This is a genomic window from Selenomonas ruminantium subsp. ruminantium ATCC 12561 (assembly GCF_000424065.1).
Lineage (GTDB): Bacteria > Bacillota > Negativicutes > Selenomonadales > Selenomonadaceae > Selenomonas_A > Selenomonas_A ruminantium.
This window is the reverse complement of record NZ_AUJE01000017.1, coordinates 70,053-83,744: the sequence shown is the minus strand read 5'-3', so window position 1 is coordinate 83,744 and position 13,692 is coordinate 70,053. Positions and strand designations below refer to the sequence as shown.

12 protein-coding genes are annotated in these 13,692 nt (G+C 33.8%); all 12 read left to right on the top strand.

Annotated elements, in window-relative coordinates:
• Positions 1–902: exopolysaccharide biosynthesis polyprenyl glycosylphosphotransferase (locus G598_RS0108120; protein ID WP_026766546.1), on the top strand; the 902-nt coding region annotated here is incomplete at its 5' end.
• Positions 903–931: 29 nt separating this feature from the next.
• The gene (locus G598_RS0108115) at positions 932–1,699 is read left to right on the top strand and encodes a DUF4422 domain-containing protein (protein WP_026766545.1); all 768 of its coding nucleotides are present in this window, start codon (positions 932–934) and stop codon (positions 1,697–1,699) included.
• 27 nt (positions 1,700–1,726) lie between these two features.
• A complete protein-coding gene (locus G598_RS0108110; RefSeq protein ID WP_026766544.1) occupies positions 1,727–3,067 on the top strand; it encodes a GumC family protein in 1,341 nt (446 codons plus the stop codon).
• Between the two features lie 27 nt (positions 3,068–3,094).
• Entirely contained in the window at positions 3,095–4,213 is a 1,119-nt protein-coding gene (locus G598_RS0108105) for a glycosyltransferase (RefSeq protein ID WP_026766543.1), read from the top strand.
• 162 nt (positions 4,214–4,375) lie between these two features.
• Positions 4,376–5,467, top strand: a complete 1,092-nt coding sequence (locus G598_RS0108100; RefSeq protein ID WP_211221532.1) for an O-antigen ligase family protein — start codon at positions 4,376–4,378, stop codon at positions 5,465–5,467.
• A 17-nt stretch (positions 5,468–5,484) separates the two neighbouring features.
• Positions 5,485–6,525, top strand: coding sequence for a glycosyltransferase family 2 protein (locus G598_RS0108095; RefSeq protein WP_026766541.1), 1,041 nt, complete (start codon positions 5,485–5,487; stop codon positions 6,523–6,525).
• Between the two features lie 46 nt (positions 6,526–6,571).
• A complete protein-coding gene (locus G598_RS18985; RefSeq protein ID WP_071837963.1) occupies positions 6,572–7,558 on the top strand; it encodes a glycosyltransferase family 2 protein in 987 nt (328 codons plus the stop codon).
• A 61-nt stretch (positions 7,559–7,619) separates the two neighbouring features.
• Positions 7,620–8,648 (top strand): acyltransferase family protein, encoded by a 1,029-nt coding sequence (locus G598_RS0108085; protein ID WP_026766540.1) that lies wholly within the window; start codon positions 7,620–7,622, stop codon positions 8,646–8,648.
• Between the two features lie 84 nt (positions 8,649–8,732).
• A complete protein-coding gene (locus tag G598_RS0108080) occupies positions 8,733–9,869 on the top strand; it encodes a polysaccharide pyruvyl transferase family protein (RefSeq protein ID WP_026766539.1) in 1,137 nt (378 codons plus the stop codon).
• Between the two features lie 5 nt (positions 9,870–9,874).
• Positions 9,875–11,398 carry a lipopolysaccharide biosynthesis protein gene (locus tag G598_RS0108075; protein WP_026766538.1) on the top strand — a complete coding sequence of 508 codons (1,524 nt, stop codon included), beginning with the start codon at positions 9,875–9,877 and terminating at the stop codon, positions 11,396–11,398.
• A complete protein-coding gene (locus G598_RS0108070) occupies positions 11,398–12,513 on the top strand; it encodes a Coenzyme F420 hydrogenase/dehydrogenase, beta subunit C-terminal domain (RefSeq protein WP_026766537.1) in 1,116 nt (371 codons plus the stop codon). The genes G598_RS0108075 and G598_RS0108070 overlap by 1 nt, the downstream gene beginning before the upstream one ends.
• Before the next feature lie 77 nt (positions 12,514–12,590).
• Positions 12,591–13,685, top strand: coding sequence for a UDP-galactopyranose mutase (gene glf / locus G598_RS0108065; RefSeq protein WP_026766536.1), 1,095 nt, complete (start codon positions 12,591–12,593; stop codon positions 13,683–13,685).
• Positions 13,686–13,692: the final 7 nt, after the last annotated feature.

Sequence of the window (13,692 nt, the reverse complement as noted above, 5' to 3'; positions counted from 1 at the left end):
TGGACGATAATCCGATTTCCGACAAAATCCCAGACAAATACAAGCTGCTGGGAAAAATCAGCGAAGCAGAGAAAGTCGTGGAAAACAGCCATGTACAGAACGTAATCATCACGGCACCGGGGATGGAGCGTGACAAATTACAGCAGCTTATAACCACCGTCCAGCCCCATGTACGCAATCTGTCCTATGTGCCGGATTTGATTGGCACGCCGATGATGGGCGTAGAAGCGCAGGTGCTTTTCACCGAGGAAATCCTTATGCTTCATCTGCGTAACAATCTGGCTATGCGGCGCAATAAAATTTACAAACGAATTTTTGATTTGGTTTGCACGATTTGTGGCGGTCTGTTGATACTGCCGATTATTGCTATAGTGGCATTGCTAGTGGCAATTGATAATAAAGGTAATGTAATCTTTGCCCATCGTCGTATTGGTAAAGATGGTAAGGAGTTTCCTTGTTACAAATTTCAAAGCATGGTGCCTAATGCACAGGAAATCTTGCAGGATTATCTAGCCAAGAATCCCGAAGCCCGCAAGGAATGGGAAGAATCCTTTAAGCTGACCAATGACCCGCGCGTAACTAAGCTGGGTGGTTTCTTGCGGAAAACTAGTTTGGATGAACTCCCTCAGCTTTGGAATGTTATCAAAGGCGATATGAGTTTGGTAGGCCCAAGACCTATTGTAAAAAAAGAAATTGAACGTTACGGAGAATACTTCCGTGAGTATGCCATGGTACTGCCCGGCATAACCGGCATGTGGCAGGCCAGCGGCAGAAGCGATACTACCTATGAAGAACGTGTGGAAATGGATACCTGGTATGTAAGAAACTGGTCGGTATGGTTGGATATCATGTATTTGGCCAAAACATTCACTGCTGTTCTGTTCGGCAAAGGCGCTTATTAAAAATGCTACAGATATAAGGAGAAAGAATCTTGAATATAAAAATCATGGTCGCTGCCCACAAACCTTACTGGATGCCGGAAGATTCCGTCTATCTTCCTATTCATGTAGGCAGGGAAGGAAAAAATGATATTGGCTATCAAGGTGACAATACCGGAGAGAATATCAGTAAAAAAAATCCCCATTACTGCGAACTGACTGCCTTGTATTGGGCTTGGAAAAATCTGGATGCAAACTTTATCGGCCTTGTCCATTATCGCCGCTATTTCACGCGCAAGGAAACCCGGAGTATCGAACAGAAGCGTGCCCAGATATTAACGGGCAAGGAATGGGAAAATATCCTGCGCAAATCACCTGTGGTTGTGGCAAAAAAACGCCGCTATTACATCGAGTCCAATAAATCCCATTATCTGCATGCCCACGAAGCGGCAGGCTTGGATGAATTGGAACGGATTATCCATGAGCAGTATCCGGAATATGTGCCAGCTATGAAAAAGGTCATGAATCGCACTTGGGCACATATGTTCAACATGTTCGTGATGGACAAAAAAAATTACGATGCCTATTGCGAATGGATGTTCGCGATTCTGGAACAGATTGAGAAAAACGTGGATATCACCGGATTTTCAGCTTACGAATCCCGCATCTATGGCTTTGTCAGCGAACTCATGTTGGATATCTGGCTGGAGAAGAATCAGATAGCCTATCAGGAGCAGAACGTATCCTTTATGGAAAAACAAAACTGGTTGAAAAAAGGCGGCGCCTTTGTAGCCAGAAAAATCGGCCTGTGCCGTGCATAACAGTGGAGAAATGGGGAGTTGAAAACAGTGGAAAAAGAAGAACAGATTGATATTGGCCGCATATGGCAAATTATGAAGGAGCGCAAAAAAGTATGCGGTGCCATAATCGGCGGCTGCACGGCACTGTCCTTGGTGGCAGGCCTTGTCTGGCCGCCAACCTACGAATCCACCACCACGGTACAGACGCGCGTGACCGGTGCTGGTGTCAGTGGGGCGGCAGTGGCTGCTGCTGCTCTTGGGATTGGCGCATCCACATCGCCAACACTTTCCTATGTGGAACTGATGAAATCCAATACCGTTCTGCAGCCGATTATTGACGAATTAGATTGGGATGAAGATGAAAAGGAATTCCTGACGCCAGAGAAGTTTGCCAAGAAAAATCTGACCATTGAAAACACCAAGCAAACGAACCTCATCAAAGTAACGGCCAAGGGCAAAACACCGGAAGAGGCACAGATGATATCCCAGCATGTTGTGGATAACTTCCTGGTCATGATGACGGATATGAACAAGGAAACGCAGAGTCTGCTTGTGCAGTTTCTGAATGATCGTGTAGACGTGGCCAAAAAAGAAGCCGAGGAGGCAAGAAATAAGTTTGCCTCCTATCAGCAGGAACATGGCATTTACAGTCCGGATGAACAGGCTAGAATTGCTGTAAATAAGATGAACGCATTTGATGAAGCCATTAGCAATATGCGCGTACAGCAGCAGGCCAATCAGGCTAAGGCAGACAGTGCGGCAGCACAATTAGGTGATATCAATGCCAATAGCCAAAGCTTAAAAATTAACGACAATGCCAACGTACAAAACCTGCGGTCAAAGATTATCGCTGCCGAAGTGGATTTGGTTGGCTTGCGTCAGCAATATACAGAAGAAAATCCGAATGTAATTAAAGCTGAAGAAAAGCTGGCAGCCTTGAAGCAAAATTTGGCACAGGAAGTAAATGCTTTGGTGGCATCCAAATACACCACGATTAATCCTACGCAGGAATCCCTGATAAAAGAACAGGTAAATGCACAGGTAGCTATAGAGGTATCCAAGGCTAGTGAGCAGGCTGTAGCTAAACGCCGTGATGAAAAGGCAAAAGAACTAGATAACTTCCCGCAGGAAGTACAGGAATATATGAACCTCCAGCGTGATACGGTCATAAAAGAAGGTATCTATACTGATTTGATTAAACAGATGGAAAACAACAAAATCCGTCAGGCCATGGATTCTATGGATATTCAGATTGTCGATCCGGCGAATTTGCCGTTTAAAGAAAAACCATCTTGGCCAAGGAAAAAAATTATAGTTGTGATTGGCTTTTTTCTAGGTTTTATGATATCTATCATATATTCATTTTCAAGAATAAAAAGGAATTATTGATTATCAAAGATTGTATGAGAGATGAAAATGAGTAATAAAATAATTAGAGTTTTACAGATTGGGATGACACCTAATATTGGTGGGATGGAAACATATTTATATCAACAGATGATTCATATGCGAAACGGAGTTGTTTATGATTTTATAAATATGTTCCCTGATAATGAATTGGCTTTTTCAGATACTATAAAAAAATTAGGAGGGCGTATATTTAATGTGCCTAAAAGAGGACGAAATCCTTTGGGGCATTATTTTGAAGTATTTAAACTTTTTTTTCATTATCATGCGGATTATAAGGCTGTAGTATTAAATGGTATGGGGCTACATTACATATATCCATTAATACTGGCATGGTTGTTTAGAGTTCCTATTAGAATTATGCACTCGCATAATTCTGATTATGAAATACATTTAAATTTTAAATATAAAATTTTAATATTTATCAATAGAATGTTGCTTAATTGTTGTGTAACACAGAGATGGGCATGTTCAAAATTAGCTGGGGAATGGATGTTTGATGATAGAAGATTCACTATTATTCCGAATTCTATCGATGTAGAAAAATTTCGATTTAATGAAAAGATTAGGAATATGTATAGAAAGGAATTGAGAATTGATAGTGAATTTGCTATATGCCATATAGGAAGATTTTCATATCAAAAGAACCATGAGTGGTTAATTGAATTTTTTTCTAAATTGAAAAAGAGAAATAAAAATGTCAAACTTTTTTTAATTGGAGGACCTAATGGAGATGGTGATGATAAAATTTTGAAGACTATAAAAAATAAAGTAGAACATCTCGGTTTAGAAGAAAATATTATATTTTTAGGGATGCGTTCAGATGTGCCAAATATATTACAGGCTATGGATGCGTTTGTATTGCCTTCACTATTTGAAGGGTTTGGTATAGTTGGTATAGAGGCTCAAGCTGCTGGATTACCTTGCTATTTTTCAGAGCATATAATAAAGGAAATTTGCTTAACAAATGAGGTTAAATATATGCAGCTGAATAAAATGGATGAATGTGTAAGGTGTTTTTCTTTTGAAAGAAATAGTGAACGAGGAAAAAGCGCGGATATCATTCGTATGAATGGTTATGATATTAATGATAGTATAAAAAAAATTGCTGATTTTTATGCTATGTGATTATCGTGTTTTTTAAGGAGTATTATTGGGATGTTATCATATTTTAATAGAAGTAGTGTTAAAGATACATTCTTCCTGTTTTTGATAATGTTACAATACTTAATCTGTATATTAGCTGGACATGAAATGAAGACACATTTTATAAGTAGCATTATATTAATTGTGATATTTTGGGTCGAATGTATAAAAAAAGAATTTATCGTATCACAATTGGAAGGGGAAGGATTATTGTTATTGATGTTCCCTATTATTTCTTTTGGGATGATTCAATGTTTGCTTTTAAAAGATTCTTCTATTTTAATAAGATGTATAGGGGCTTTCGCTAATATAATTACAGCGTGTTGCATTAGCAAGAGTATTGGTTTCTTGAAATTTTCGAGTATTTTAAGAAAGTTAACATTAATTAATATTATAATCGTTCTTACGGTTGTTTTTTGTGGAACATTAGAAATTGATGTTTCTAACATGGATAAAGGAGAAGTGTTTTATTTATCTTGGGGGATTTTTAAGATTTCTGTTGTTCCTGGTAGCTGGAGTGGAATTGATATAGTTAGAAGTGGAGGGTTGTTTGGTCATCCAAATTTATTCGGGTTAATGTCAGCTATAGGAATTATAGGTTTAGCGTATGAAAAAAAAGACTATCGAATGAAATGGTTATGGTGGATAGTTTTTGTTATAAGCTTCATAATTTCTGAGTCGAGAGCATCGATATTATTTGTTATGACGTTTTATTTATTTAATAATGTACTCTCAAATGATTCCGTGACATCAAAAAAAATAAAAATAATATTAATGTTATTACTCTTTGTGTTTTTAGGAATTATACTAGTATCATTACGGAGTAATGATACTAGTGATATTACTTCTGGCAGGATGGATATATGGGAGCTTGTATATTCTATATATAATTCGGGATTAGATATAAATATGCTATTTGGAATAGGAATAGGTAAATCTTCTGAATATTTGACGCTTGTTACAGGGAGTTTTATTCCAGTAGATAATAGTTATATTCCTTTACTTCTTGAGATGGGAATTATAGGGTTAGGTATGTGGCTATCTGTTTTAATCCTTTTTTTCTTTTATGCATCGAGCATTGGAACATGGAGAATGCATGTATCTTTTTTAGCCGGAGTGATTGCTTATTCATTTTTAGAACATGAATTGTCGTTAGATCTATATTCACTTCATTGGTTAGTATATTATTTGACATTACTATCTATTCAAGAAAAAAAGAATACTCTTTTTTATTAATAATTGGAGGAATGAATATGGCGGATATACATGCAAATATATCAATTATAATTCCTGCATATAATTCTGAAAAATATATAGATGCATGTGTAAAAAGTATTATAATTGATGCCGAAACGGCTAAATGTTTATATGTTGAAGTGATAATTGTAATTAATGGATGTAAAGATCGCACAGAATATGTTGTAAAAAAACTTTGTAACAATCAATATACATACTGTAAAATTAGTTATTTTCAATCATCAAAAGGAGTTTCTTGCGCACGAAATTTGGGAATAGAAAAATCCACAGGTAAGTATATTTTTTTTGTAGATGCAGATGATGTTTGGGTTAAAGGTAGTATTCCTATTATTACAAAAGATATTTGTGAAGATGCTGATTTGATTATATATTCATATAACAAAAATTCAGATGTAATAAGACACGTTGGGGAAACGGTGTCTGCAAGTTGTACGAATGATGTTTATCGCTTGAAGAAATGGATGCTAATGAAGCCTACATTAAGAATGCCTGTTTGGGCGAAAGGCTTTAAATTTGAAATAATAAAAAAATATAATATTAGCTTTAATGAAAAACTTTCATATGCCGAAGATGGAGATTTTATCATTCGATATTTATTGCATACAAATAGAATAAAGATTTCAAAAGATGCAATATATCAATATAATATAAATTCGGATTCTGCAACAAATAGAATTAATAAAGATAGGATAAATGGCTACATAGATTCGATGAATTGTTCTTTTGAAAATATCAAAAGTTATGATTCGCGTATGATAGAGTTTTTTTATGTGTATGTACTAGTACATATTGTTGTTATCTGTGTACATGATATATATAATGCAAACTTAAAGATAAATTATCAAGCTCGTAATCGTAAATTGCGTGAGGTTTTAGGACGGCCTGTATTTTCAAAGGCTTTAAAAGATGTTAAATATAAATATTTGTTAGCTGTCTCATTATTGCCTATAGTATTTTTTAAAATTGATTCTATAAGTATAGGGGGGGCGATTTGTTATATAAAGTCTCTGATAAATAATTATAGAATGAGAGCGTAAAAGCGACAATTTAATTATGATTTTATAAAATAATTAAAGAGGTAATATGAAAGAATTAAGTATAATAATTCCTATATATAACATGGGAAAATATTTGCCTATTTGCTTGGGGTCATTGGCTAAACAAAAATTTGACGATGATGTGGAAGTATTGCTCATCGATGATGGTTCGACAGATAATAGTGGAGCTATATGCGATGAAATATCAAGAAATGATACGCATTATAAGGTCATTCATCAAGAAAATCAAGGAGTATCAGCAGCTAGAAATTGTGGATTAGTTCATTCTAGTGGTAAATATGTTGCTTGGATTGATCCAGATGATTACGTTACTGATGAGTGGTATTCGACAGTGAAGAAAGAATTAGCAACGTCGCCTGATATGATTTTTTTTGATATGTATGTATTAAATAATGGAAAAATAAAAGAAATTAACTTTGATAAGTGTTCTCGAAAAGTAACTAAATACGAATTGTGTTGCGAATTAGCGATGGACATTAGACTTCATTCGCATTTATGGTCAAAAATAATTGCAAGATCTTTTTTTAATGAGCTATTTCCAACGAAATATTCGTTTTGTGAAGATTTCTCTGTTTTACATTGTTTTTGTTGGAACGTAGAAAATTGTAAATATGTGCATAAACCGTTATATGTGTATCGTCAATTAGAAAATAGTATTACACATGATGAGAATAAATGGTTAAAAAATTCTCTTCTTCTTATAAATATGCATAAACGAAGGTATAAATTTTATCGAAATAAAAAAATTGATGTACCCCAATGGGGTATATATTTAGCAATATTAGGATTCATTACTGTTTATAATTCAACAGATAAGATGTTTGCAACTCCATATAAAAAAGTATATAAAGTATGTTGTTTGATGTTGAGAAAAAAGTTAGTTGAATTAATTTTTTCATCTGAAATTCCTATAAAAACAAAAATTAAAATAATAGGTATTGTTGTTTTTAGTGAAAAAAATTATTTTAAAATAAAGGCGTTGTTGAGTAATTTTTTTTGTAGGAGAAATTAAAAAATCGCAATGTAATGGAGAGGCGTTTTTATAAAATAAAATTAGGAGTTGGAAAAATATCATGACTGACAATAAATTAAGTAAAGTGAGAATTAAATCAGTAGATTTGATGAAAGGTTTTGCTATAATACTAGTCGTTTTAGGACATGCAATCGGAGCAGTTACATCTAGTAAAGTTATTATGGAAATACCATATTCGTTTTATTTAGTTTATAATTGGATTTATAGTTTTCATATGCCGATTTTCTTCATTGTAGCAGGCTTCTTTATTGAGCGTTGGACAAAACGTTCACGTAAAGAAGCAGTGCTTGGTAAATTTTATAGATTAGCTATTCCTTATTTTATATGGGGCCTTTTGTTTGCTATCTATAAGCAAATCGGAGGAGGGTATAGTAATCATTCTGAAGAAGGTATTTTATCTTTTTTATGGTCACCACTTATACCATGGAATATTTTTTGGTTTTTATATGTAATGTTCATAATACAAATCTTTTATTATGTAATTGTTAACATTTTTAATAATTATGCAAAGGGACAAAAAGTCTTTATGGGGATATCTATAGTGATGTTCTTATTGTATCCCTATTTTCCAGATGTGTGGATTATTCATCGATTGGGGAAATTTACTATATTTTTTGCGTTAGGTACATATATGATTAAATATTTAGCCGATTTTGAACAAAAAATGAATATAAAAAGGCTTATAGTTTCTGTAGTGGCATTTTGTGTAATATCATATGTGTTTTTGTTTTATACCCATGAAGATATGTTATTTCCAAAGGAATGGATTTTTTTATTAACAGGATGTATAGGGACTTTATTAGTAGTGACTTTATCATGTTATGTGTCGAAAATAAAAATATTGTTTAATTTTGTCCGTTATTGTGGTGAAAAATCCATGGAAATATATTTATTGCACCCTTTTGTTTTAGGCTTTATTAGAGTATGTGCCGATAAAATTTTGGGGTTCGAACTTTTGTGGTTTAAGACGATGTTTTTATTTATACTGTCTATGGCTATATGTTGCTTGATTTGGTATCATATTCGTAATGATAATAGTATATATAAGCTTGTATTTGGTATAAAATGATTTTATAATAGAAGAATATTGATTATTTATGCTATAAATGATTTTATGCCGTTAAATTTTAGATAAAGGATAGGAATATTGTATATGAAGATTGGAATATTGACTTATCATAAATCAATTAATTATGGTTCTGTTTTACAGTGTTGGTCTTTACAACAAATTTTAAAAAAAAGAGGGTACGATGTAGAAGTTATAGATTATCATCCTGATAAATATAATGAGATTTATGATTTATTTGTAAAAGGGCAATATAAACGTAATATTAAGCGATTTTTTTTGAAAAAGTATATTTTAAAACAGATAGATATGTTTAAAGAGTTTAGAGAACAATATATTGATTTATCGCCATATAAGTTAACAATAAACTCTGATTTTTCGGTGCTAAATAAATATGATGCTATAATATGTGGAAGTGATCAAATTTGGAATGTACGTGCTTTTGATTGCGATCCTATATATTTTTTACCACTTAAAATTAAAGGGAAGAAGATTGCGTATGCTGTTAGTGTAAATGATATGTCATTTACAGAACCTAAGTGTGATGCTAGTTTAAAAGAAAATATTTTAGATTTTGATTATATATCTGTTCGAGAAGAAAGTGGAGCACAAAAGATTTCTCGATTTATTGACGGTAAAAAGAATATAGATGTATTGTTAGATCCTACACTTTTGCAGTCTAAAGAAGAATTCTTAAAAATAGATTCGCCTAGACTAAAAAATGAAAAATATATTTTTTTGTATGATGTATGGTATGGAAAAGAGGGGATAGAAGCTGCTAAAAAAATATCAAAAAAGTTGGGATTGCCTGTTTATACAGGATTTATGAATCGCGACATAAAGTCTATATTAAAAGTAGAAATGGCTGGGATTCATGTCGAGTTGGAAAATACTAAGCCTACTGATTTCTTAAGTTTGATTAAATATGCAGATTATATCATAACAGATTCGTTTCATGGGACAGCATTTTCGTTGATTTATGAAAAAAAGTTCGTATCTATTAATAAGAGAAAAGATAGAGAAAGTATGAAAAATGATGCTAGAATTATGAATATCTTAAGCGAAGTTAATTTGCTGGATCGATATATTACTTTGAATCAAATAGAGAAATTTGATTTTGATAAAGATATTGATTATCAGCTAATATCGGACAAGCGAAAAGGTTTAGCGAAAAATTCTATTGATAGATTATGTGCGGCGTTAGAGGGAGAGTTACGTAGCTAAAAAATATGAAACTTGATAGAAGAAAAAATGCCATAAGAAATGTTTTTTTTGGTATAGTATTGCGATTCTATAATATGCTTATGCCATTTATTATGAGGTCTGTAATGATCTATACGTTAGGGATTGATTATTTGGGCCTTAATGGTTTATTTGTTTCTGTTTTACAAATATTAAATTTGGCAGAACTTGGCGTTGGTAGTGCCATGATTTTTTCTATGTATAAGCCTATAGCAGAACAAAATACGTCTAAAATTTGTGCGTTAATAAATCTTTATCGATACTATTATAGAATTATTGGTGGCGTTATTTTATTTTTAGGTTTATTATTACTTCCTTTTATCCCTTATATGATATCTGGAGATGTTCCTACAGATATTAACATTTATGTGGTATATCTATTAAATTTATCTGGAACAGTTTTTTCTTATTGGTTTTTAGCATATCGCAACAGTATTTTACGAGCGCATCAGCGTGAAGACGTTGTTAGTAAGATAACAATGTTGACAGTTACTATCCAGTATGGAATACAGTTTTTGGTTCTATATTTTCTTCATAATTATTATTATTATGTTATTGCAATTTTATTTACACAGATACTTAATAATGTTTTGACCGCAATAGCGTCAAGACATATGTATCCCAATATGTACCCTTATGGGGAAGTATCTGGTCATGAAAAGAGTTTGATAAACCAACGAATTAAGGATCTTTTTACAGCTAAGCTTGGTGGTACGATATTGAATTCTGCTGATACATTAGTTATTTCTACTTTCCTAGGGTTAAAGATATTGGCTATGTATCAAAATTATTATTTAATTATGAATGCAGTAATGTCTTTGTTTACGGTTTTCTTTTCATCAATTTTAGCAGGTGTAGGGAATAGTTTAATTACTGAGGATAGAGAGAAGAATTTTAGAGATTTTGAGCGTGTGACATTTATTGTTTTCGTTTTGATGGCTGTATGTATGTCGGAAATGCTTATACTTTATCAACCATTTATGGAACTTTGGGTCGGGCAAGACTTGATGCTTGATATGAATGTGGTAATTCTTCTTTGTGTATATTTTTTCGTTGTGGAATATGTTATGCTGGTAAGTTTATATAAAGATGCCGGGGGGGTATGGCATGCCGATCGACTTAGGCCTTTAATATCAGGCTTGATTAATCTTGGTGTTAATTTGTTTGCAGTAAATTATTGGGGATTATATGGCGTGATTATATCAACAATAATTAGTTCTGGCTTTGTTAGTGCACCATGGGTTACTTACAATGTTTTTAAATTAATGTTTATAGGAAAAGAAAAAATATATCTAAAAGGATTGCTTGAAAACTTTGTAGTTATTATATTGTCGATGATAAGTTCTTATTTTGTTTCATCTATTATATATACTAATGGGATAATCGGTATACTGATAAGGTTTTTATTGGTGTTAGTTGTTTCTTTAGTGGTTATATCGGTATATCATATGAAGAAAATAAAAGAGTTGGGATTAAAACAACTTTATTTTAACATGTTGAGGAGAACGTAATGAAAACAGTATGTGAAAAAAACAAGTGCTCTGGATGTATGGCTTGTTTTGATGTATGCCCTAAAGATGCTATTGAATTTATTGATGATATTGAATATTTTAATGCAGTTATTGATGAAGAAAAATGTATTAATTGTAATGCTTGTCATACTGTGTGTCAAAAAGAAAATCCAGCTGAGTTAAAGGAGCCTGTTGCATGGTATCAAGGATGGGCTAGAGATCAAGAAGTTAGATCGAATAGTTCATCAGGCGGTTATGCAAATGCTATTTGTAAGGCTTTTATAGAGAATGGAGGTATAGTTGCTTCGTGCAAGTTATCAAATGGTGATTTTCGTTTCTTTTTAGCTAGAGATTATGAAGAAATGCAAGGATTTGCTGGTTCAAAATATGTCAAAAGTAACGCAGCTGGAATATACAAGCAAGTTAAACGTGAGTTGATTAAAGGTAGGAAAGTTTTATTTTTAGGAGTCCCTTGCCAAGTATCTGCTATGATAAATTATGTAGGGAAGAAATTATTGCCACAGTTATATACGATTGATTTAATCTGTCATGGGTCGCCATCAAAAAAAATTTTGGATATGGCTTTGAAAGAGTATGGTTACACGTGGCCTGATATAAATAAAATCGACTTTAGAAATAATACGAAGTTTCAGTTAAGAATAAATATGAAAAATGTATTACCGATTCGTGTTCAAGAAAAATATATGTATTTGTTTTTAAATGGAGTAAATTATACGGAAAATTGTTATTCTTGCTATTATGCTACTGGAAAAAGAGTTGGAGATGTTACGCTAGGAGATTCCTGGGGATCTGAATTAAACGATGAGGAAATGGAAAGAGGCATTTCCTTAGCATTAATACAGTCCGAAAAAGGAAAAAGCCTGATAGATATGGCTTCGTTAAACATTTATGATGTGGATTTGGAAAAAGCTAAGATACCTAATACACAGTTGCGTCATCCTGTTCGTATATCTAAAGAACATGATGAATTTTTTAAGCAAATAAGAAGTGGTAAATCGTTTTGTGAGGCGACTAAAAAAACGAATCCATTTTTTTGGTATAAACAGGATATAAAGAAAATAATGCTAAAATTAAATATTATTAAGGATTGTTAATTCTTTATGAAGTGATATGATTTACTCATTTAGTTGTTGTGAGTATAACAATATAATTAATTTATGGGGGGATTTTTATGTATGATTATTTAATTGTGGGTAGTGGTCTGTTTGGTGCAGTATTTGCTCATGAAGCGAAAAAAGCTGGCAGATCTGTGCTGGTGATTGAACGACGCGAGAATGTTGGAGGCAACATTTATTGTGAGGAAATGGAGGGAATAAATGTTCACAAATACGGTGCCCATATTTTCCATACGTCTTATAAAGATGTTTGGGAGTATGTGAATCAGTTTGTGGAGTTCAATAACTATGTGAATTCGCCGGTGGCAAATTATAAGGGAGAACTCTACAATCTTCCGTTTAATATGAATACATTTGCCAAGCTTTGGGGAATTGTGACACCGGATGAGGCTGCGGCAAAGATTGCAGAGCAGCGTACGGCTATCAAAGGCGAACCGCAGAATCTGGAAGAACAGGCGATTTCGCTGGTTGGTACAGATATTTATACGAAGCTGATTAAGGGCTATACGGAAAAGCAGTGGGGACGCAGCTGTACGGAACTGCCTGCCTTTATCATCAAGCGTCTGCCGGTGCGTTATACCTTTGACAATAACTATTTCAATGACCGCTATCAAGGGATTCCGGTTGGGGGCTATAACAAGCTGATTGATGCTTTGCTGGATGGGATTGAGGTACGTACGGGCGTAGATTATAATGAATGCCGCGCTGAATATGAAGGCATGGCAAAGAAGGTTGTTTATACTGGCCCTGTGGATGCATATTTTGACTACAAGTTGGGGCAGTTGGAATATCGTGGCCTGCGTTTTGAAACGGAACGGCTGGAAGAAGTCAATCATCAGGGTGTAGCAGTTATGAATTACACGGAACGCGAAGTCCCGTATACCCGTGTGATTGAGCATAAGCATTTTGAATTCGGTACGCAGCCGGTTACCTATGTAACGAAGGAGTACCCGGCAGACTGGCAGCCGGGTGAAGAAGCTTATTATCCGGTTAATAATGAACGCAATCAGAATTTGTATCAGCAGTATGCAGAATTGGCGGCCAAGGAAGAGAAGGTGATTTTCGGCGGACGTCTGGCTGAATACAAGTATTATGATATGGATGATGTTATAAAAAGTGCCTTGGCGTGTGCAGGCAGAGAATTGCAGTAATTTGGGA

Excerpts from the sequence above, each read along its gene's own strand:
- G598_RS0108075 (WP_026766538.1), top strand. The coding sequence starts at position 9,875 with ATGAAACTTGATAGAAGAAAAAATGCCATAAGAAATGTTTTTTTTGGT.
- G598_RS0108105 (WP_026766543.1), top strand. The coding sequence starts at position 3,095 with ATGAGTAATAAAATAATTAGAGTTTTACAGATTGGGATGACACCTAAT.
- glf (WP_026766536.1), top strand. The coding sequence starts at position 12,591 with ATGTATGATTATTTAATTGTGGGTAGTGGTCTGTTTGGTGCAGTATTT.
- G598_RS18985 (WP_071837963.1), top strand. The coding sequence starts at position 6,572 with ATGAAAGAATTAAGTATAATAATTCCTATATATAACATGGGAAAATAT.
- G598_RS0108070 (WP_026766537.1), top strand. The coding sequence starts at position 11,398 with ATGAAAACAGTATGTGAAAAAAACAAGTGCTCTGGATGTATGGCTTGT.
- G598_RS0108085 (WP_026766540.1), top strand. The coding sequence starts at position 7,620 with ATGACTGACAATAAATTAAGTAAAGTGAGAATTAAATCAGTAGATTTG.
- G598_RS0108080 (WP_026766539.1), top strand. The coding sequence starts at position 8,733 with ATGAAGATTGGAATATTGACTTATCATAAATCAATTAATTATGGTTCT.
- G598_RS0108095 (WP_026766541.1), top strand. The coding sequence starts at position 5,485 with ATGGCGGATATACATGCAAATATATCAATTATAATTCCTGCATATAAT.